The 22,851-nt window shown below is 35.6% G+C and carries 17 protein-coding genes; 8 read left to right on the forward strand and 9 right to left on the reverse strand.

Going from position 1 to position 22,851, the window contains the following annotated elements; genetic code table 11:
• Positions 1–24: 24 nt before the first annotated feature.
• Together CA2559_RS10180 and CA2559_RS10185 are read left to right on the forward strand one after the other, a co-directional pair.
• On the forward strand, positions 25–540 hold the full coding sequence (locus CA2559_RS10180; RefSeq protein ID WP_013187801.1) for a hypothetical protein: 516 nt from the start codon (positions 25–27) through the stop codon (positions 538–540).
• A 1-nt stretch (position 541) separates the two neighbouring features.
• Positions 542–1,006 (forward strand): hypothetical protein, encoded by a 465-nt coding sequence (locus CA2559_RS10185; protein WP_013187802.1) that lies wholly within the window; start codon positions 542–544, stop codon positions 1,004–1,006.
• On the opposite strand, the gene CA2559_RS10190 is transcribed toward CA2559_RS10185, so the two are convergent.
• A complete protein-coding gene (locus CA2559_RS10190) occupies positions 1,003–2,037 on the reverse strand; it encodes an oxidoreductase (RefSeq protein ID WP_013187803.1) in 1,035 nt (344 codons plus the stop codon). The two genes, CA2559_RS10185 and CA2559_RS10190, sit on opposite strands and share 4 nt — an antisense overlap.
• 108 nt (positions 2,038–2,145) lie before the next feature.
• Between CA2559_RS10190 and CA2559_RS10195 the strand changes: the two genes are divergently transcribed.
• Positions 2,146–3,357, forward strand: coding sequence for an RsmB/NOP family class I SAM-dependent RNA methyltransferase (locus CA2559_RS10195; protein WP_013187804.1), 1,212 nt, complete (start codon positions 2,146–2,148; stop codon positions 3,355–3,357).
• A 5-nt stretch (positions 3,358–3,362) separates the two neighbouring features.
• Positions 3,363–4,460 (forward strand): endonuclease, encoded by a 1,098-nt coding sequence (locus CA2559_RS10200; protein WP_013187805.1) that lies wholly within the window; start codon positions 3,363–3,365, stop codon positions 4,458–4,460.
• 4 nt (positions 4,461–4,464) lie between these two features.
• On the opposite strand, the gene CA2559_RS10205 is transcribed toward CA2559_RS10200, so the two are convergent.
• The 8 genes from CA2559_RS10205 to porQ all read right to left on the reverse strand — a co-directional run bounded on the left by CA2559_RS10205 (position 4,465) and on the right by porQ (position 17,934).
• Positions 4,465–5,370: a ribonuclease Z gene (locus CA2559_RS10205; RefSeq protein WP_013187806.1), complete on the reverse strand. Its 906-nt coding sequence runs from the start codon at positions 5,368–5,370 to the stop codon at positions 4,465–4,467.
• 9 nt (positions 5,371–5,379) lie between these two features.
• The gene (locus tag CA2559_RS10210) at positions 5,380–5,712 is read right to left on the reverse strand and encodes a hypothetical protein (protein ID WP_013187807.1); all 333 of its coding nucleotides are present in this window, start codon (positions 5,710–5,712) and stop codon (positions 5,380–5,382) included.
• The gene (locus CA2559_RS10215) at positions 5,712–6,641 is read right to left on the reverse strand and encodes an aspartate carbamoyltransferase catalytic subunit (RefSeq protein ID WP_013187808.1); all 930 of its coding nucleotides are present in this window, start codon (positions 6,639–6,641) and stop codon (positions 5,712–5,714) included. The genes CA2559_RS10210 and CA2559_RS10215 overlap by 1 nt, the downstream gene beginning before the upstream one ends.
• A gap of 2 nt (positions 6,642–6,643) precedes the next feature.
• Complete coding sequence (pyrR, locus tag CA2559_RS10220; RefSeq protein WP_013187809.1) at positions 6,644–7,192, reverse strand: bifunctional pyr operon transcriptional regulator/uracil phosphoribosyltransferase PyrR; 549 nt, start codon at positions 7,190–7,192, stop codon at positions 6,644–6,646.
• A 149-nt stretch (positions 7,193–7,341) separates the two neighbouring features.
• Complete coding sequence (rpsA, locus tag CA2559_RS10225; RefSeq protein ID WP_013187810.1) at positions 7,342–9,201, reverse strand: 30S ribosomal protein S1; 1,860 nt, start codon at positions 9,199–9,201, stop codon at positions 7,342–7,344.
• Between the two features lie 239 nt (positions 9,202–9,440).
• Positions 9,441–15,968 (reverse strand): T9SS type A sorting domain-containing protein, encoded by a 6,528-nt coding sequence (locus tag CA2559_RS10230; protein ID WP_148232803.1) that lies wholly within the window; start codon positions 15,966–15,968, stop codon positions 9,441–9,443.
• 233 nt (positions 15,969–16,201) lie between these two features.
• Complete coding sequence (gene cmk, locus CA2559_RS10235) at positions 16,202–16,900, reverse strand: (d)CMP kinase (RefSeq protein ID WP_013187812.1); 699 nt, start codon at positions 16,898–16,900, stop codon at positions 16,202–16,204.
• The gene (gene porQ / locus CA2559_RS10240; RefSeq protein WP_013187813.1) at positions 16,900–17,934 is read right to left on the reverse strand and encodes a type IX secretion system protein PorQ; all 1,035 of its coding nucleotides are present in this window, start codon (positions 17,932–17,934) and stop codon (positions 16,900–16,902) included. The genes cmk and porQ overlap by 1 nt, the downstream gene beginning before the upstream one ends.
• 349 nt (positions 17,935–18,283) lie before the next feature.
• Between porQ and CA2559_RS10245 the strand changes: the two genes are divergently transcribed.
• The 4 genes from CA2559_RS10245 to CA2559_RS10260 all read left to right on the forward strand — a co-directional run bounded on the left by CA2559_RS10245 (position 18,284) and on the right by CA2559_RS10260 (position 22,849).
• Positions 18,284–18,826 carry a DUF4402 domain-containing protein gene (locus tag CA2559_RS10245; protein WP_013187814.1) on the forward strand — a complete coding sequence of 181 codons (543 nt, stop codon included), beginning with the start codon at positions 18,284–18,286 and terminating at the stop codon, positions 18,824–18,826.
• 107 nt (positions 18,827–18,933) lie between these two features.
• A complete protein-coding gene (locus tag CA2559_RS13845) occupies positions 18,934–19,752 on the forward strand; it encodes a fimbrial biogenesis chaperone (RefSeq protein WP_013187815.1) in 819 nt (272 codons plus the stop codon).
• Positions 19,752–20,216: a DUF4402 domain-containing protein gene (locus tag CA2559_RS10255; protein ID WP_013187816.1), complete on the forward strand. Its 465-nt coding sequence runs from the start codon at positions 19,752–19,754 to the stop codon at positions 20,214–20,216. The genes CA2559_RS13845 and CA2559_RS10255 overlap by 1 nt, the downstream gene beginning before the upstream one ends.
• Positions 20,213–22,849, forward strand: a complete 2,637-nt coding sequence (locus CA2559_RS10260) for a hypothetical protein (RefSeq protein WP_013187817.1) — start codon at positions 20,213–20,215, stop codon at positions 22,847–22,849. The genes CA2559_RS10255 and CA2559_RS10260 overlap by 4 nt, the downstream gene beginning before the upstream one ends.
• Positions 22,850–22,851 lie beyond the last annotated feature (2 nt).

Below are 22,851 nucleotides of genomic sequence, written 5' to 3' on the forward strand. Positions count from 1 at the left end.
AAGTATATAAGAGTCAAATTAATAATGAAAACGAATAATAAATCACATAACGCTTCAGGTTTTAAAACTCCAGCTAATTATTTTGATGGATTTGAAGACCGTATGTTCTCTAAACTAAGTTCTGAAAATGAACTTAAAGAGAGTACGCCTAATGGTTTTACTATTCCAGACGGTTATTTTAATACTGTAGAAGATAGCGTTTTTGCTAAGCTTAATATTCAGAAAGATGCTGAAGAAACTTCTACATCTAACACACCTACCATTCGCTTAAACTATTGGTACCTATCTGCAATTGCAGCTGTATTAATTGTTTGTATGATGGTAGTTAACATACAAAAAACAAACACATTAACGTTTGATACTATTGAAATTACAAGTATTGAAGATGCTTTAGAAGAAGGCTATTTAGACATTAGCTTATCTGATATTACATCATTATATGAAAACACAGAACTTACAGCTAGTTTTGATGTAGATGATGATGCCATTTTAGAATATTTAGAAAACAATATAGACGATCAATCATTTTATTCTGAATAATATGAAAACATATATCACCCTATTTATCCTTTTTATATCTGTTGCAGCTATGGCGCAACCAGATAGTAAAGAACGTATCGAAGCTCTTAAAACCGCTTACCTTACAGAGCAACTTGAGTTAACTAGTAAAGAAGCTCAAAAATTTTGGCCTATTTACAACGCATATAGTGAAAGATTACATGATCTGTATGTAAGAGAGCACAAAGAGGTTAAAGACGAACTTCGCAATTGTAGTGATGAGCTTTCAGAAAGTAAATCTGCTCAACTTGTAGAAACTTTTATAAGCATAGAAGAAAATAAGGTAAAAGAACGCAGAAACTTGGTTAAAAACCTAGCGCCTGTAATTTCAAAAAAGAAAACAATTAAACTTTTTAAAGCAGAAGATGACTTTAGACGTCGTTTGCTAAAAGAGTATAGAGAAAGGCGTCACAAAGAAGAAGAGGAAAAACGTAAGGAGCAACCTTAATTAAAGGTTAGTTTAGCTACTCTACCTTTACCAGTTGCATATGCAGTTGTAGGGTTTAAAAACCTTATAGAGTAAAAACTTTCATCACTTAGTGTTGTCCATTCTTTTCCTGCATCACTAGTAAAGCTAATCCCTGTAAAGCCTACAGCAACCAATGCTTTACCTTGTCCTTCTGGTACGTATTGTACACAGCTTTTATAACCAATACCAGAGTTGTTAGCAACTAAAGACCAACTTTTGCCACCATCTATAGTAACAGCTTTGTTTTGAGAGTTGTTATCAGGTTGTGTATAATCTCCACCAACAATAAATCCGTTGGTTTCATCATAAAAATCTATAGAGTAACCACCAGTAGTTTCCTTTCCTTGTATTAAAGGAGTAGTTGCTACAGACCAGGTATATCCTCTATCTTCAGTATAAAAAACTCTACTAGCTTTACCACCAGAAATTATCCAAGCCTTGTCTCCTATCACTTTAATATTTGTGTCACTTGCAGCAAAAGCAGCTTCACCATCAAAAGATTGCGGTAAATCTTCACAAGCAATTTTATTCCAAGTTAAGCCACCATCTCTAGTGATAAGTATAGAAAGACAACCATTTGTAGGATCTCCCATAGCAATACCATCCATAGAATCCCAAAATGCAAGAGAATCATAAAATACAGATTCACCTTCTTCGGTATATACTATAGATATTGTGGCGTCTTTATTTTTATAAGGTAAAGAAATTAACGTTCCAGGATTACCAATTGATAATGCATAAAGCGCATCGTTTACAGCAACACTTCTAAACGCTAAAGTTGAGAAGACAGAATCTTGTTTTGGTGATGGAAAATTAAAGAACATCTGGCTATCATCAAACTTATTGCCTTGTCGTTTTAATACTCCAAAACCGGTGTTATACGCTAAGGCTAATGTATCTTCAGCTATAATCTCTAAACCTCTAATACTTAGGTCTTCGTTAGTATATATAACTTCAATATCTACAGATGAAAAGTTAGCAACTTCTTCTGTTGTGGTTTTGCATCCCATTATTAAAAATAAGGTGCAATAAACAATGGTTTTAAAATTAAAATGCATGCTTTAAATATAGGTCTATTCTTATTATAATCTTACCTTTGCAGGCTTAATTTTTTATATATGCGTCTTCACAGAAATCTTGTATTTGCTACTATTGATGCCTTAAGGGACATCTTTAACGAAGGTAAATATGCAGACAAGGAAATAGGAAAAGCTTTAAAACGTGATAAGCGTTGGGGAGCTAGAGATCGTGCTTTTATTGCAGAAACCACTTATGATATTGTAAGGTGGAAACGTCTTTATGCTGAAATAGCTGAAGTTAAAGAACCTTTTTCAAGAGAAAATCTTTTTAGACTTTTTGCTGTTTGGTGTGTACTAAGAGGAATTAATTTACCAGACTGGCCACAGATAGAGCCTACTCCAACACGTCGTATAAAAGGGCGTTTTGATGAGTTGAGCAAGATTAGAAAAATTAGAGAATCTATTCCAGATTGGATGGATGAACTAGGTGAAAAAGAATTAGGTAAAGTTTGGGATAAAGAAATAGCAGCTTTAAATGAGCAAGCTCCAGTTATATTAAGAGCAAATTCTTTTAAAACAGACACACGCAAGCTAAAGAGCTTATTACTTGATGAAAATATAGTAGTTCAACCCGTAAAGGGTTATGATGATGCTCTGCAACTTGTTGAGCGCCAAAACGTATTTACTACAAAGGCATTTAAAGATGGCTTGTTTGAAGTACAAGATGCAAACTCACAATTAGTGGCATCTTTTTTGGATGTTGAAAACGGAATGAGAGTTATAGACACTTGTGCAGGAGCTGGCGGAAAAAGCCTTCACCTTGCAGCTTTAATGGAAAATAAAGGTCAGATCATAGCTTTAGATATTTATGCAAATAAGCTAAAAGAGCTTAAACGCCGTGCAAGAAGAGCTGGCGCTCATAATATTGAAGCAAGACATATTGATAGTACTAAGGTTGTAAAAAAACTCTATAACTCAGCAGATCGTGTTCTTATTGATGCACCTTGTAGTGGTTTAGGGGTTTTAAGTAGAAACCCAGATGCAAAGTGGAAACTTGAGCCTGAATTTTTAGATAAGCTAAGAAATACTCAAGCTGAAATATTAAATAGCTACTCAAAAATGGTAAAGTCTGGCGGTAAGATGGTTTACGCTACGTGTTCTATTCTTCCTAGCGAAAATAATGAACAGGTAAAAGCATTCTTAAAGCGTGACGAAGGAAAAGAATTTAAATTAATAAAAGATAAATCAATGCTATCATCCACATCAGGTTATGATGGATTTTACATGGCATTATTAGAAAAAAATAGTTAATTGAAATGAGAAAAAAATTACTTTTTACAGCATTTTGCTGTTTAACTTTAACGCTTGCTGCTCAAGCACCATCGGGTTATTATAATAATGCTCAAGGCCAAACAGGCTATAGTTTAAAAACCGCATTACACAATATTATAGATAATGTAGATGATGCCAATGGGCAACCTTTTCATATGCCACAGTCTTATGGCGACTTATGGGATGTTTATGAAGATTCTGACTCTAGAATAGAAAACGGAAACACTTTTGTTTGGGAAATGTATTCAGATTGTGATTTTGAGTTTGTAGTAGACCAAGATATGGGCTCTGGTGGCGGAAATGAGTGTGAGTTTTTTAATAGAGAACACTCTTTTCCAAGAAGTTGGTTTGATAATGATGGGTTACCAATTTTTACTGACCCTTTTCACGTAATACCAGCAGACAAAAAAGTAAACGGTATGAGAGGAAATTTAGCATACGGCGAAGTTTCTAATGTATCATACACATCTAACAATGGCTCTAAGATAGGCTCTAGCGCATTAGCAGGTCCGACCGGTAATGTTTTTGAACCTATTGATGAATTTAAGGGAGATATAGCAAGACAATACTTTTACGTTGCTACGCGCTACGAAAATTTAATTAGCGGATGGGAAACTAATGATACAGATGGCGACTCTATGCTTGATGGATCTTCTGATCAGGTTTTTGAAGATTGGGCGTTAAATATGCTTTATGAATGGCACGTAAATGATCCTGTAAGCGCAAAAGAACTACAACGACAAGAAGCAATATTTGATTTTCAGGGTAATAGAAATCCTTTTATTGATAATGAAGATTGGGTTTTTGAAATTTGGGGAAACTCTTTATCAACTAATACTGTTGTATTGCAAGAGTTTAAAATGTATCCTAATCCTACAAATGGCAATACATTAAACTTTAACTTACCTAATGCTGATAATTCTAAAGTTGAAATTTATTCAATCTTAGGAAATCGTGTGTTAACCACTAAAGGTACTTCCGAAGCTTTTAGAATCAATATAGGTAATCTAGCTTCTGGTGTATATCTTGTTAAAATTCAGCAAGGACAACAGTTTAAAACATTAAAGTTAATTAGACGCTAAGCGTTTAAAACTCAAATACTCTTTCATCTTTAGCAATCTCTGTGTTTTCGAATACAGAGATTGCTTCGTTTTTAAACATGTTATAATCTGGATATCTAGTACTAAAATGTCCTAGAATTAACAAGCCGACATTTGCTTTTTTTGCTATGTGTGCAGCTTCCACTGCGGTTGTATGTTTTGTAAGCTTTGCCAACTCACTATGTTGCTCCAAAAATGTACTTTCATGATAAAGAGCATTAGCGCCTTGTATTATAGGAACTATTGATTCTGTATACATGGTATCACTACAAAAAGCATAAGACTTCACTTTTGGAGGATCTTCTGTTAATTCCCTATTGGGTATTATTGTACCGTCTTCTAAAACAACGTCCTTTCCTTTCTTAATACCTTTATAATAAACTTTGTCAATGTTGTATTCTAAAGCTTTATGAATAAGGAGTTTCCTTTCTTTTGGTTGTTCCTTAAAAAGAAAACCATTAGTATAAACCCTATGTTTAAGTGGAATGGATTGAACTAAAAATTTTTCATGAGTTAATATTGTTTCAGAGGCTTTACTTTCAAGCTCGTGAAATAATAATTTAAAATTAGTCCAAGATTTAGATAACTTTAATTGAAGTAATATAATCTCCTTAAGACCTTTAGGGCCAAAAATATGAAGATCTTTTTCACGCTTAAGAAGACTAAATGTTGAAATTAAGCCAATTAGTCCATAAAAATGATCACCATGTAAATGTGAGATGAAGATGTGGTTTATTCTAGAAAATCTGATTTTATTTTTTCTTAGGGCAGTTTGCGTGCCTTCACCACAATCTATTAATACCATTTGGTTATTTACCTCTAACACCTGCGCAGTTGGGTTTCCTGTAGTTGTAGGTGTAGCGGCATTGCAACCAATTATGGTAAGCTTCATAATTTAATTTTAAAATCCAAGATCACGCTCAATATCTTCCATTTGAATTACATCTTTAGCTTCTTGTAGTGTAGGAACTACCATTAGCTCATCTGGTACTGTATCAATGTTTATAGTGTCGTTTACAATTACAAAAGATTTGTTGTCTCCCCTATGATCGTTAGAAGACTTTAAGAACATTAAAAGCTCTTCTAAAGTTAAAGTGCCATATTTCAGTAAGTCGATAATAAGATTTTGATTAGAAAAATGTGCTCTTTTATAGTCTATGAAAGATGCAAAATCTTTAATATCATCTCTATCATCTTCTATGATGTAGAAATTTTCTTCTTTGGTAAGATTCATTATTGTTTAATTTTTGATGCTAATAGGTATATTACAGCCATTCGAATAGCAACTCCATTTTCAACTTGGTTTAGTATAATAGCATTTTCACTATCTGCAACATCACTAGTCATTTCGACACCTCTGTTTATAGGTCCAGGATGCATTACTACTAATTCTTTGTCTAAAGATTCTATTAAGGACTTATTTATCCCAAATTGTTGTGCGTATTCTCGAGTAGAAGGAAAGTAACTAATATCCATACGTTCATTTTGTACTCTCAACATATTGGCTACATCTGCCCATTGCAATGCCTTTCGTAAATCTGTTTCAACAGAAACCCCTAAAGATTCTATATATTTAGGAATTAAAGTTTTAGGACCACAGACCTTAACCTTTGCTCCAAGTAAATTTAATGCTAAAATATTGCTTAATGCAACGCGACTATGCAAGATATCTCCAACAATTAACACGTTTTTCCCGTTAACCTCTCCTAATTTTTCTTTAATCGAAAAACAATCTAACAGCGCCTGAGTTGGGTGTTCATGTGCACCATCACCAGCATTAACTATGCTTGCGTTTATATGTTTAGATAAGAATATTCCAGCTCCAGGATTTGGGTGTCTCATAACAACCATATCTACTTTCATAGACAAGATGTTATTAACTGTATCTATTAATGTTTCACCTTTCTTTACAGAAGATGATGCTGCAGAAAAATTTACAACATCTGCACTAAGACGTTTTTCAGCTAACTCAAAAGATAGCCTTGTACGAGTACTGTTTTCAAAAAATAAGTTGGCAATTGTTATATCTCGTAACGAAGGCACTTTTTTAATTGGCCTATTAATTACTTCTTTAAACTGTGTGGCAGTTTCAAAAATGAGGTTTATATCATCCTTGGTAATGTATTTTATTCCCAGTAAGTGGTCTACACTTAATTCACTCATAGCTACTGCTCTGTTTCCTGTAATAAATATATGGTGTCTTCTTGGTTATTTTCTTTCCAATGCACCTTTACTTGTTCTTCATTTATAGCGTCTACCTGTCGTCCTCTATAATCTGGTTGTATTGGTAAGTGTCTGCTAAATCTTCTGTCTATTAATATAAGTAACTCAACATGTCTTGGTCTTCCAAAACTTTGTAACGCAGTTAAGGCAGAGTTAATACTTCTTCCTGTATACAGAACATCGTCTACCAGCACTACCCTTTTGTCTTCAATTAGGAAGTCTATACGTGTTTTGTTAGCTTCAAGTATTTTTGTTGACCTTCTAAAATCATCTCTAAAAAACGTTATATCTAGTTCTCCTAATTTAATATTAGGAATTTTATAATCTTCTTCTAAAAGTGACTTTATACGTTGTGCTAAATAAATTCCTCTTGGTTGAATACCTATTAAAACGGTTTCTGAAAAATCTTTATGATTCTCTATTAATTGACAAGTCAACCTATGAAGAATAATATTGACTTCCTTAGCATTTAATAATACTTTCTGACTCATAAAGTGTGGTCTTCTATAACACAAAAGTAATGATTTTATTGAAAGTTTACAGCACACAGCCAATACAGACTGTAATTAAAATTGAATTAATAAAAAAAGCCTTTCAGAATTTAATCTGAAAGGCTTTTATGTGCAATAGTTAGCAGAAATTAATTCTTACCTTCCATTTTATCTTTCAACGCTTGTAGTTCTGCGTTAGCATCACCTAGTGTTGGTTTGTCAGCATTTGCTTCAGAAGCTTTCTTAGCAGCTTGCTTCACAATTTTAGCTTCTTCTTCTTTGTGTAAAGACATGTGAGATGCAACAACACGCTTGAATTCTTTATTGAATTCAATAATTACGAATTCTGCTTCTTCACCTTTACCTAATTTGCTTCCGTCTTCTTTCTCAAGGTGACGTTGTGGTACAAATGCAGTAATATCTTCGTTAAATTCAATAGTAGCACCTTTGTCAACTATGTCAGAAATAGTAGCAGTGTGTTTAGTACCTACTGCAAACTCACCTTCATACTTGTTCCAAGGGTTGTCTTCAATTTGTTTGTGACCTAAGCTTAACTTACGTCCTTCAACATCTAATTCAAGAACAACTACTTCTAATTTATCTCCTACGTTACAGAACTCAGATGGATGCTTAATTTTCTTAGTCCAAGAAAGGTCTGAGATGTAAATTAATCCATCAATTCCTTCTTCTAATTCAACAAACACACCAAAGTTTGTAAAGTTACGTACAATACCTTCGTGACGTGAACCAACTGGATACTTAGACGTGATATCTGTCCAAGGATCTTGAGATAGTTGCTTCATGCCAAGAGACATTTTACGGTCTTCTTTATCCATAGTTAAGATCTGAGCTTCTACCTCGTCACCAACATTTACAAAATCTTGTGCAGAACGCAAGTGCGTGCTCCAAGACATTTCAGAAACGTGGATAAGACCTTCTACACCTTCAGCTACTTCAATAAACGCACCGTAGTCTGCAATAACAACTACTTTACCTTTTACTGTATCACCAACTTTTAGCTCATCACCAAGTGCTTCCCAAGGATGCTTGCTTAGTTGCTTAAGACCAAGTTGGATACGTGTTTTGTCCTCATCAAAGTCAAGGATAACAACGTTAAGTTTCTGGTCAAGCTCAACGATTTCGTTTGGATGGTTAATACGAGACCAAGAAAGATCTGTAATGTGTACCAATCCATCAACTCCACCAAGATCAACAAATACACCGTAAGATGTAATGTTTTTAACAGTACCTTCAAGTACTTGACCTTTTTCAAGCTGCCCAATAATTTCTTTTTTCTGCTCTTCGATATCTGCTTCGATAAGCGCTTTGTGAGATACTACAACGTTTTTAAATTCATGGTTGATTTTTACAACCTTAAATTCCATTGTTTTACCAACGTAAGCATCGTAATCACGAATTGGCTTCACATCAATTTGAGAACCTGGCAAGAATGCCTCGATACCAAATACATCTACAATCATACCACCTTTAGTTCTGCATTTTACAAAACCATTAACGATAGTACCATCGTCGTGAGCGTCATTTACGCGCTCCCAAGCTTTAATCGTACGTGCTTTACGGTGAGATAATATTAATTGACCTTCTGCATCTTCACGCACATCAATCATTACATCTACAGTGTCACCAACTTTAAGATCTGGATTGTAACGGAACTCATTAAGAGAAATTACACCTTCAGACTTAGCGTTAATGTCTATAATAGCATCACGATCTGTAATGTTAATAACAGTACCAGTAGTTAACTGATCATCTAATGTATCAACAAAGTTGTCTTTCACTAATTTTTCAAACTCATCTAGTTTCCCTTCATCGATAGGCTCAATACCTTCTTTGTAGTTTTCCCAGTTAAATTCCTCAAGGAACTTCTCAGGGTTTTCCTGAGCTGGAGAGATGTAATTTGCTTTTTTTGTAGTCTCTTCTGCAGTTGCTGTAGCTTGAGTGTCTACTTGCTCTTCTAAGACTTTTGGAGTTGTTTTTTCTTCAGCCATTGCTGATTAAATAATTTGTATTCTACATTTACTTAGGAAGACATTATGCGAAAAAAGATGTAGAAGTATTAATAAATTGATTTTCAGTATACTTTCAGTCTTCCATTAACTTTCGCTAAAGGTGTGCAAAAATACAATCTTTTTATTGATTATCAAACCACTATTATAATCTATTTCATAAAAAAATCGCTTCAGAAATTAATCTGAAGCGATTCTCAGCTAACAATTATAAAAATTGATTATCTACTCATTAACAGTTTTAAAGTGCTACTTGTATTTCCATCAGAAATATTTACCAAGTAAGTACCAACTGCTAACCTATTTAAGTTAAGAGTTACTGATCCAGAGGTAGCTTGTTGTGAGTGTACTTGCTTTCCTGTCATATCTATCACTCTAATAGTTACTGTATTTGTAATATTAGTAGGAATGTTTAAACTAACATTTCCATTAGTTGAAGGATTTGGGAAAAGCACTGTATCGCTAAGCGAGTTACCAAAATCTTCTACACCTAAGGCATCTTGGTCTTCAAGTGCTCCTATGTCTCTAGCATCACCGAAAACTGCATTTCCTATTTGATCTAAAGAAGTATCTCCTGGATCTCCAGCATTTGCTGCAGCACTAGTACTCAATAACATATGAGTTAATGTAGTACCACCGTTATCTGCTAATGGCCCAATTGCTGGGTTCACATTCTCAATATCATTTGCAGACTCTGGGAAAGCATTACCGCTATCATCACCTATTAAATTATAGTCGTTTGAAACAAAAGTACCATCTACATCTGTTCCTGTAGCGGCAGTATTTGTGGCTATAATTGAACCTTTAACTGTAACAGAAGACTCTCCAGATACACCACCACCGTTTGCAGTAGCAGTATTATTTGCAATAGTAGCATTTAGTATAGATGCTGTTCCGTTGTTATAAATTCCTCCACCATTAGATGCCGAAGTGTTTCCTGAAATAGTACTTGCTGTAACATTAAGCGTTGTAGTAGCTTTGTTATGTATACCACCACCTTGAGCAGCTGCACCAGTTGAAACATTATTAGATACTGTTGATGTATTTAAATTTATAGTTCCTGAAGCATTGTTGAATATTCCGCCACCACCATTAGTAGCTGCAGCGCCGTTGGCTGTATTACCATCAATAGTAGTTAATGAAATTGTCATAACTCCAGATCCATTCCAAACACCACCACCTTCATTAGATGCTGTATTACCATTAATAACACTACTTGTAATGTTAGAGTCTGCACCACCTGTAAGGTGTAAACCACCTCCATTTCCTGGTGCACTTCCAGCAATATTGTTATTAAGCTGAACACCAAATAAAGTTACAGATCCTACTAATGCGCCATCACCTAAATCAACAGTAGAGTTATCTTCGATTCCTCCACCTGCACGAGATGCAGAGTTCCCTAAAATATCAGTATCTGTAACAGAAAGTATACCACCATTTACATTTAAAATACCACCACCAGAACCTGATGTTCCATCAACTACGTTATTTGTAATTGAAGCACCAGATACAGTAAGTGTACCTCCGATATTAAACAAAGCACCACCACCATTGGTTGCGTCTGCTCCACTTGCAATATTTGAATCAAATGAAGTTCCAGTAACTAACATTGTTCCAGACCCATTCCAAAACGCACCACCTTCAGCTGCTGCTAAGTTTCCTGAAGCAGATCCGTCTGTGATTGTATTGTTTCCTGGACCCGTAACGTGGATTGCTCCTCCATTTCCTGGACCACCATCTGCCGTGAATGCTCCTGCATCCAAGCCTGCCGTGTTGTTCATAAACACAACGTTGGTCAATGTGTTGGTATTCGTGTCTAAAGACCAGTCCTCCAATCCACCACCTGCTCTGCTTGCAGAGTTTCCTGTGATCATTACAGCTCCTGCACTACCGTCTATTGACAATGTAGTTCCTGTAGCCATAAGGATTCCTCCTCCAGAACCTTGCGTCCCTGAGGCGAAGTTGTTCGAGATGATCGTTCCAGCTCCGATGACAACCGATCCGGCTCCATCCTCAGCAAAGATTCCTCCACCACCTACAATCTCCAATGGATCTGCAACAAGGTCTCCCTGCGCATCGTTACCATCTATAGTTGTTCCGGTGATAGTCATCACACCTTGGTTGTTCCATAGTCCGCCACCTTCTTTGGAAGCTGTGTTTCCACTTACGGTTCCTCCTGTGATTGTTACTGGTGCTGCTCCACTTACGTGAAGTCCACCACCATTTCCTGGAGCACCAGGACCGGTTACCACACCTGTCATATTTCCATCTAAAGCAACATCTGTAAGTGTCACTGAACTTGAACCATTGGTCTCAATACCACCACCAGCTCTGTTGGATTGGTTTCCTGTTATTGTTGTTCCATTTGCTGTCAGTATTCCTGAAGCATTCAAGATACCACCACCAGTTGACTGTGCACCATCTGCGATGTTGTTGGTCACTGAAGCTGTTCCTGAGATATCCACAGTTCCTCCTTCATTATAGATTCCGCCACCACCGGCAGCTCCTGGAGACATTGCATCATTACCAGATGCCGTGTTGGCATCTATAGTAGTGTCTACGATTGTCATTACTCCTGAACCGTTCCAAAGTGCACCACCTTCATTGGCAGCCGTATTCCCATTTGAGGTTCCTCCAGTGATTGTTACAGCACTGTCCCCACTAACGTGGATACCACCACCGTTTCCTGGAGCTCCTGTTCCTGTTACAACTCCTGTTTGGTTAGCATCCAAAGTAACATCAGTAAGGGTTACAGGACCACTTCCGTTAGTCTCGATTCCGCCACCAGCTCTGTTAGATTGGTTTCCTGTGATTGTTGTACCGTTTGCAGTCAATGTTCCGGCTGCATTCAAGATACCACCACCAGTTGACTGTGCACCATCTGCGATGTTGTTGGTCACTGAAGCTGTTCCTGAGATATCCACAGTTCCTCCTTCATTGAATATTCCTCCACCACCTGCAGCACCTGCTACAGCAGCATCACTACCAGAGGCAGTGTTTGCATCTATTACGGTGTTTACTATCGTCATTACTCCTGATCCGTTCCAGAATCCACCGCCTTCATTGGCAGCAAGGTTTCCTGATGCAGATCCGTCTGTGATCGTATTGTTTCCTGGACCCGTAACGTGGATTGCCCCTCCATTTCCTGGACCACCATCTGCCGTGAATGCTCCTGCATCCAAGCCTGCCGTGTTGTTCATAAACACAACGTTGGTCAATGTGTTGGTATTCGTGTCTAAAGACCAGTCCTCCAATCCACCACCTGCTCTGCTTGCAGAGTTTCCTGTGATCATTACAGCTCCTGCACTACCGTCTATTGACAATGTAGTTCCTGTAGCCATAAGGATTCCTCCTCCAGAACCTTGCGTCCCTGAGGCGAAGTTGTTCGAGATGATCGTTCCAGCTCCGATGACAACCGATCCGGCTCCATCCTCAGCAAAGATTCCTCCACCACCTACAATCTCCAATGGATCTGCAACAAGGTCTCCCTGCGCATCGTTACCATCTATAGTTGTTCCGGTGATAGTCATCACACCTTGGTTGTTCCATAGTCCGCCACCTTCTTTGGAAGCTGTGTTTCCACTTACGGTTCCTCCTGTGATTGTTACTGGTGCTGCTCCACTTACGTGAAGTCCACCACCATTTCCTGGAGCACCAGGACCGGTTACCACACCTGTCATATTTCCATCTAAAGCAACATCTGTAAGTGTCACTGAACTTGAACCATTGGTCTCAATACCACCACCAGCTCTGTTGGATTGGTTTCCTGTTATTGTTGTTCCATTTGCTGTCAGTATTCCTGAAGCATTCAAGATACCACCACCAGTTGACTGTGCACCATCTGCGATGTTGTTGGTCACTGAAGCTGTTCCTGAGATATCCACAGTTCCTCCTTCATTGAATATTCCTCCACCACCTGCAGCACCTGCTACAGCAGCATCACTACCAGAGGCAGTGTTCGCATCTATTACGGTGTTTACTATCGTCATTACTCCTGATCCGTTCCAGAATCCACCACCTTCATTGGCAGCAAGGTTTCCTGAAGCAGATCCGTCTGTGATCGTATTGTTTCCTGGACCCGTAACGTGGATTGCTCCTCCGTTTCCTGGACCGCCATCTGCCGTGAATGCTCCTGCATCCAAGCCTGCCGTGTTGTTCATAAACACAACGTTGGTCAATGTGTTGGTGTTCGTGTCTAGAGACCAGTCCTCCAATCCACCACCTGCTCTGCTTGCAGAGTTTCCTGTGATCATTACAGCTCCTGCACTACCGTCTATTGACAATGTAGTTCCTGTAGCCATAAGGATTCCTCCTCCAGAACCTTGTGTTCCTGAGGCGAAGTTGTTCGAGATGATCGTTCCCGCTCCGATGACAACCGATCCGGCTCCATCCTCAGCGAAGATTCCTCCACCACCTACAATTTCCAATGGATCTGCAACAAGGTCTCCCTGCGCATCGTTACCATCTATAGTTGTTCCGGTGATAGTCATCACACCTTGGTTGTTCCATAGTCCGCCACCTTCTTTGGAAGCTGTGTTTCCACTTACGGTTCCTCCTGTAATGTTAATAGCACTAGACCCACTTACGTGTAGTCCGCCACCGTTTCCAGGAGCAGGAGCAACACCACCAGCATTGTTATTATCTAATGTTACATTAGTTAAATTTACAATACCTGGTACACTTCCTGAATCTGTATTATTTGCTTCAATACCACCACCAGCTCTATTTGCTGTATTATTAGTAATTGTTGTTCCTGTAGCAGTAAATGTTCCACCTGCATTTAAAATACCACCACCAGAACCAGAAGGTCCTACTGTAGCAATGTTATTTATTATTTGTGTCGTAGCATCTGTTGTTACAGTACCTCCTTCATTGTAGATACCACCACCGCCAGATGTTGCTGCAGCAGCACTATGAGCACTGTTTCCATCAATAACAACATCAATAATTGTCATTATGCCAGAGCCATTCCATAATCCACCACCTTCATTAGCAGCTTGGTTATTAATAACTGAACCACCTGTAATATTAGTAGTTGCATCACCACCTACGTGTAAAGCACCTCCATTACCAGGATTAGAATTTAAAGGAGATGTAACACCAACATTATTACTGTCAAAATTTACACCTGTTAAATTAAGGGTTCCGCCAGTATGTTCTATAGCACCACCAGCACGTGTAGATACGTTATTAGTGAATGTTGTTTCAGTAATTGTTACAGTACCTCCATTACTTAAAATAGCTCCACCAGAACCTGAAACACCATCTGCAAGATTATTGACTATATTATTTCCTGCTAATACTATAAGGTCTCCACCATTGTTGAATATTGCACCACCACCTGTAGTAGGCGCATCTCCACTTGCGATATTATCTGAGAAATTAGGTGTTGGTGTATTTCCTACTGTCATTGTACTTCCAAGTTGATTCCATAGTCCACCACCTTCGTTAGCTGCTATATTTCCTTGAATATTACCTCCATTAATTATAATAGTAGCAATTCCGGAAACGTGTAAACCACCACCATTACCTGGACTTGCTGAAGCATTTGGTGCAACACCAGCATTATTACTATTAAGTGAGACATCTTGTAATGTAAGTGACCCATCTATTATTTCGATACCACCACCAGCACGGTTTGCTATGTTACTATTTACTGTAGTATTTGGATCTGTAACTGTAACATCTCCATCTGTACTTAAAATACCACCACCAGAACCAGAAGTTCCTGTAGCAGAATTATTATTTACTAAAGTTGCGCCAGAAACTATTAAAGTACCACCGTTGTTGAATAAACCTCCACCACCGTTAGAGCTATCGTTTCCTTGTGCTTCATTACCAGTTACAGTTGAGGCATTTACGGTCATTGTTCCGCCAGCTTGATTCCATAATGCTCCACCTTCTGATCCTGCAATATTATTTATAAAAGTAGAACCTGTTACGTTTGTATCACTTATACCTGTATTATGTAACGCTCCACCATTACCAGGTGTACCAGTTGCTTGGTTACCATCAAAAGTTACGTTAGTAATTGTTAATACATTAGGTGTATTAGTTTCAATCGCACCACCAGCACGACCAGCAATGTTTCCTGTTAAATCTGAATTTACTAAAGAGAATGTTGTTAAAACACTTTGAGACTCATAATAAATTGCTCCACCACTACCAGAAGCAGCAGTTGCTATGTTATTATTAAATTCAGTTCCTGTAATATCTAGTGAAACATCTGAAGCATAAATTGCACCACCACCGCCATCACCAGACGTATCTGATTCTGTGGAATTGTTATTAAAATCACAATTTACTATAGTTAAAGAACTAGGAGCTACAATATCATTAGCTGATACAAATATAGCACCACCACCATCTGCTGTTCCTGTAATTGAACCGTTTTGAATAGTGATTGCATCTAGTGTTGAGGATGCTCCTGCAATAATGCCACCATCCATCTGAAAATTAAAAATTCTTCCAGAATTGGAAGAACCATCAATAATTGTATTACCAGTACCATTTCCTGTAATTGTTACATCATCTGTAACTAATATCTCTCCAGAAGTTAGGTTTACTGTAAAGTTTCCATTAAATGTAATAACGTCTGCTCCTGCATTTGCGTTAGCTTGAGCAACTGCGTCTCGTAAGGAACCTGGTCCAGCATCATCGCCGTTTGTTACAATTTGACCAAAAGATAGGCCAGCAACAAACAACAAGGAAAATGTAAGAAATAAGTTCCGAGTAGTTTTTTGTTTCATAATGAAATGTTGATTTAGTTAAACTTAGTTTAGTACACAGTAGCTTTAAAACACTATGTCTTAAAGTATTAACGATTAATAAGGACTGTTGGATTTTCACCACAACCTCTTTAACCTAAATTTAACTGCTTAACATTTCATTAACACCGATTGGCGATAAAATATGATTAAAACCAGTATTTTTTGTAAGAATTAACAAATAATACTAACCTGTGTTAATAATCAAGCGAGATTTATGATCTGCCCGCTAATTTATCCTTTACAAGTTGTAGTATGGTATGAAATTGGCCATCTAAAGTTAGTTGAGAGTTATCAATTTCAATTGCATCTTTTGCTTTAACTAATGGAGAGTCTTTACGTGTAGTATCAATTAAATCTCTTTCGACAACATTATTATATATGTCTTCATAATTTACAGCATCGCCTCTTTCAATAAGTTCTTTATATCTTCTTTGAGCACGTTCTTCTGCAGATGCGGTCATAAATAATTTTAAATCGGCATCTGGAAATACTACTGTACCTATATCTCTTCCATCCATAACAACACCCTTGTCTTTACCTAAGCGCTGTTGTTGGCTTACTAGTTTTTTTCTTATTTCTGAAACAGTTGCTATTGGACTAACAAAATTTGAAACTTTTAAAGTTCGTATTTGATGCTCTACATTAATTGAATTTAATAGCACTTCGGCAAACCCCTTTGTCTCATTGTATTTAAAAGTTATTTCAATATTATCTAATTCATTAATTAGCTTTTCTTTATTAAAAACTGTTTCAGAAATAATATTGTTATTTAATGCATATAACGTTACTGCTCTATACATCGCTCCTGTATCAACATATATATAATTAAGATGGCTAGCTAATTGTTTTGCGACTGTACTTTTTCCTGTAGAGGAATACCCATCAATTGCAATTGTAATTTTTTTCTGCATTATTGTAAATCTATATTTAAACCAAAAAAGCTTGAGCTAGCTGCGCTGTTATAGCGAGAATAGGCATAATTAAAACGTACTCTATTAAATTTGACACCAAAACCAGCACTTAAGCCTGCAAAAGACCTTTGGTCTACAATTCTTAATTCTTCTCCTCTTCTAAAGCTATATCCTAACCTAATATTAAAGCCTCCTTTTGGAAATAGCTCTACTCCTAATATTGTATGTCTTAATACATTATTAAAGAATCCTGGATCATCTTCAATAACATTTCCAGAAAGATCTTCTTCATCTCTATTTGTATTTCTGAAAGCTATTTGCCATTGCTGTAAATTCTCAAAGGTTAAATGCCACTGCAATGGTACTTTTCGTAATTGTTGTGAAATTCCGAAATTAACTTCGAAAGGGATACTTTCATAAGTATCATCATACGCAGTAAATTGAGTACCTATATTTCTAGCAACTGCAGCTATAACTAAATCCCAGTCTTCATAAAAATAAGTTATACCAAGATCTAATGCGCCTCCTAAAGATGAATATTGTTCTAATTTTGAAGATATAAACTTTGCATTTGCTCCAATATAAAAATCTGAGTATGGTATATTATAAGCATATCCTAAAGACAGTGCTGCTTCTCCACCACTAAAAGTGTTTGTAGCATTACCATTTTCATCATACCCATCAAAGCTTCCATAGTTTATGTAAGTAATGCCTGCATGAATAACTTGAGTTCTCCTATCATATAAATAAGCATAACTAGCAGTACCATAATTTACATCTGCTATATAATTTACATAGTTAACAGACAATTGGTTGTCCATTCTGAAATTTATATTGGCAGGATTGTAAAGACCAGATGTGGGATCTTGGTCATATATAGTAATATTCTTTCCACCTAAAGCAGCTTGTCTAGGAGAGTTTATAAGGTTTAGGAATTGATATGTAGACTGACCACCTATCTGTCCATATATAAAATTAATATTTAGGAAACAGAATAATGCAATGGCGGCTAAAACATAATAACGTTGCTGCATAGGCACAAATGTAATTAAAACTACAATTGAAACGCTTAGCTCTAATATTTATTTTAAACAGATATTATTTAAGAAAATTGAATGACTATGGATTATTATTTAACAAGTTGCACATAGCATTTAAGCTTATACAACTGTTAAAGTAAATGTGTAATGCATTGCATAATATTTAATTAACATTTACTTAGTGTTTTTTATCTATGAAATTAGCTTTTAACATATTAGGTGTGAAATGTTTCCTAAATTAACAAACTGTTAACATTTTATATTTATAAATAATATAATTTAGCTTGTGTATTAATACAATAAACATTTAGTCTCTTATTTAACAATTCAAAAACAATCTCTTATGAAAACTTTTAAAAATTTAGTATTTACTGCAGTTCTTTCAACATTTGGCATTTTAACTGCTACGGCACAATTAACAAATACTGCAACTGCAAATGCCTCTGCAACAATTGTACAAGACTTAACAATTGAAAAAACAAATGATCTTAATTTTGGTGTGGTAATTCCATCTTCTTCAGCTTCATCATTTATATTAGCTCCTGCTGGAGGTTTAACTATAAGTGTTGGTTCTGTAAGTCAAATATTAGGTGATCAAACAGCTGCTAGTCCAGAAGCTGCAGCTTTTGAAGTAACTGGTTCTGGTATATCTATCTTTACAATATCATTACCTACATCTATAGATATTACAAATGCTAACGACGACACAATGACTGTTGATACGTTTACATCTAGTTTACCAGTTGCTGGTGTAACTTTAGGTGGTGTATTAGGTGATTTGAGTGTAACAGAAGATTTTACGGTAGGTGCTAAACTTAATGTAGGTGCAGATCAAGCTGCTGGTTTATACACTGGTACTTTTGATGTTACTGTAAATTACTTATAAACCTACACAACATATTAATTTAAAAAGTACCATCTTTTTTAGATGGTACTTTTTTTTATCTCAACTTATTAATACTTTTATAAACACATCTCTTATTATTATTAATTATGAAACACGCTTTATATATCTTATTCTTATTATTAAGTATACCAAGTTGTTACCCTCAAGGCGATTTATCTGTAGTGCCAAGACGAGTAGTTTTTGAGAATGGAAATAAACGCTCAGAAACTTTATACCTCACAAATAGAGGAAAAGATACCGCTACATATAATTTGTTGTATGTTAATTATAAGGTAGATAATTCAGGTGTTTTTAAAAGAGTACCTGAAGACTCTATTGAAAACCCATCAAGTAAAAATTTTAGATTTTTCCCAAGACGAGTAACCTTAGCTCCTAACCAAACCCAAACTGTAAAGCTGCAAATGAGAAATTTTTCAGAATTGGAAGATGGAGAGTATAGATCCCATTTACTTTTTAAAGGTGTGCCTAGAAATAATGCAAGATCAAATGTATTAGAGGTAGACAATGAGGCTGCTATGGGCGTTAATCTTAAAGCAGTTTACGGTTTAACTATACCTAATATTATTAGAAAAGGAGCTTACAATACAACAGTTGCTATTGAAGATGTTAGCTTACCATTTACTGAAAACAATAAAAGAGCGCTCTCTTTTAAAGTTACAAAGTCTGGTAATATGTCTATTTATGGATCCATTAGTATAGATTACCTATATGGTGATGGTAGTATAGAAAATATAGGAGAAATTCCTGGGATTGCAATCTATGCCAAAAATGATCATAGAGTTGTAAATATGCTCATGCCAGATGAATTTTCTAATTTAAGCGAAGGAAATATACAAATTACGCTAACAAGTAAAGAGGAACGAAATATTAATGATATTATCGCTGAATATGTAATAAAACTCTAATGAATAATTTAAAAGTTCTTCTTATCTTATTCCTTTGTTCAACTTACACATATAGTATAGGTCAAACTATACTTGCACAAAATATAGAACCTTATAATTTTGGCATGTTTACTTTAGGTGGTCAATCTTCTGGAGTTTTAAATTTAACAGAGAATTCTACACTAACCACATCACAAAATATTACAGTTTTAAACCAAAGTACAATAAGTGCCGCTAAATTTTTAGTTACCACAACAAGTGTATTCCCTATTAATGTATCAATATCCACATCAGATGTATATTTGGTGAATCAATTTAATGAGACTATTCTTTTGCAACCAGAATTACCAAATGATGAGTCTTTTAATATATCGGTATTAAATCCACTCACAGTTTCTTTAGGGGCTAGCCTACTCATAAGCAATAATTCGCCAGGGCATTATAATGGCGACGTAGAAGTTATGTTTATAATTAATTCTGAATGAGTAAAACTTTACGCATTATTCCATTCAAAATATTAATTCGGAGTCTCATTCTATTAGGGTTTGTTTTAATTTCATTATTACCGTTTCAATCATACTCTCAAATTTCTCAAGATTGTGACGAGGTCATTGTAAGGTTATTTATAGAAGGTTTACGGGATTCTGAAGTGTCTTCAATTATATGTGAAAACAAAACCTATATTTCTATAAATGAGTTATTTGCAATAACAAAAGTTAAGTTATCTCTCATAAATGATGATTCATCAATAGTTGAAGGTTTTATAAGCTCTCCAGAAGATGTCTATATCATAGATACAGAACAGCAAGAAATTATTTTTAGAGATAATAGATATGCTTTAGGTGAAGATGACGTGTATTTAAGTCAAGGAAACCTGTATTTAAGTTTAGAACGATTAGATGCTGTTTTTAAATTTGAAAGTAGCTTTATTTATAGAGAACTAGCTATTGTCACAAAAAGCGCTATTGAACTTCCTGCTATGAAAGAAGCTAGGATTTTAGAAAGACGCCTTAATCTTAATAAGATTACAAACACTGTTTATGTAGGAGATACATTAGCTAGAAGAGAAAGACCTTGGATAGAGTTTGGTGCGCTCACCTATGCAGTTAACACCTCTCAAGTTATAAATGGTAATTCCTTTAACAGGTTTCAAGTCTCCACAGGTGGTCAGCTTTTGGGAGGAGATTTAGCTGCTAATTTTGTAAGTAACGCACAAACGCCACTTACGTTAAGAAATTTTTCTGCTACCTATAAATATGTCGATAACTCAGACACTAATTTTAAGCAGTTTAGTTTAGGAAATGTTGGTACAAACTCAATCGCTACAAACTTCGCACCTTTAATTGGTGGACAGATTACAAACAGGTCTACTCAATTAAGAAACACTTTTGAATACTACAACCTTACAGAATATACAGAACCCTTTTGGACTGTAGAGCTTTATATAAATGATGTCTTGGTAGATTATACTGAAGCAGATGCCACAGGCCTTTTTAGTTTCTCTATACCTGTAGTTTATGGAAGAACTAATGTCGATTTAAGGTTTTTTGGACGTTTTGGGGAAGAGCAAACACAAGAACGATTTATAAATGTTCCATTTAGTTTTTTACCGCCAAAAGAATTTGAATATCAAATTACTGCTGGAACATTTGCAGAAGAAATTGGAAGTGTATTTTCTCAAGTAAGAGGAAGTTATGGTGCAACTAGGTTTTTAACATTAAACGCAGGTACAGAATATGTAAAGACAAGAGGTAATATAAGCTTTTACCCTTTTTTATCTACAAACCTTAAAATAAAGAATAACCTTATCTTTTCTTCAGAATATGCTTTAGGTGTAAGATTTAAGAGTACTATAAATTACTTTTCAACGTCTAACTTTAATATTCAGGCAAACTATACAGAGTTAGATGAAAACCAAACTGTAGTATTTCAAGGAGCAAACAGGCAGTTAGATGCTACTGTAGCATTTCCTTTAAGATATAAGTTTATACAAGGGTTTTCAAGATTTAGATTCGATTACAGATCTAACAGAAATGGTAATTATTCTACCAACACTCAATACATTTATAATGGAAAAATATTTGGTCTAAGTTCTAACTTAACTACCAGTATTTTAAAAAATGCTAACGCCAATGCCTTATATAGATTAAGAGGATTTACAACCTTTGAAATCTATAACGGGTTTTTAATGTCGCCAGAGATATTATATGAAATCTCACAAAACAAAATTAACTATGCCAGAGTAAGAATTAGAAAGAATTTATACGGAAGAGGATTACTAGATTTTAGTTATACAAGAGAGTTCTTTTCAAACTCAAACTTATTTAGCTTAGGATTACGATGGGACTTTAACTTTGCTCGTACTGGAGCAAATATTGCTATTAGTGAAGACTTAGTAACCTTAGGGCAAAATATATCTGGTGGTTTACTATTTAATAATTATGACAACCACTTAAGCTTTGATAAAAACATAACTCTAAACAGAGCTAATCTTGTGTTTAAACCATTTTTAGATTTAAACGACAATGATATAAAAGATGAGGATGAACCTGTAGTTGTAGGCCTTGGCGGTAAGTTAAACAAAGGTAGAAATGGAAACCAGATGCCTGATGGAGATTTACAATTTAATAGTTTAGAACCCTACATAGATTATTATGTTGAGCTAAATACAGACAACACAGAAAGTGTTGCTTATAAATTAAAATACGATTCTTACAATATTACACTTAGCCCAAATAAAATTACTACTATTGAAGTTCCTGTAAAAATATCTGGTGAAGTTGCAGGATATGTCTTCAGGTCTAAAAATGGTACTCAACAACCGTTTAGCCGAATTAAAATAAATATCCTAGATGAAAAATTTAATACTGTAGCAACAGTATTATCAGAATACGATGGTTATTTCTCTTACTTAGGGTTATTAAGTGGAAATTACTCTGCAAGAGTTGATAATGAACAACTCCAGAAAATATTTTACTCTACTAAAAGCCCAGTAATTATTTTTACAATAGATAATAGCAAGTACGGAGATATCTTAGACAACCTAGAGTTTTACTTAGATCCTAAAGAACCTCAGTTTGATCTTTATGAGACTATTGTTAAGTACTTTACGTTTTAATG

This window comes from Croceibacter atlanticus HTCC2559, from assembly GCF_000196315.1.
Lineage (GTDB): Bacteria > Bacteroidota > Bacteroidia > Flavobacteriales > Flavobacteriaceae > Croceibacter > Croceibacter atlanticus.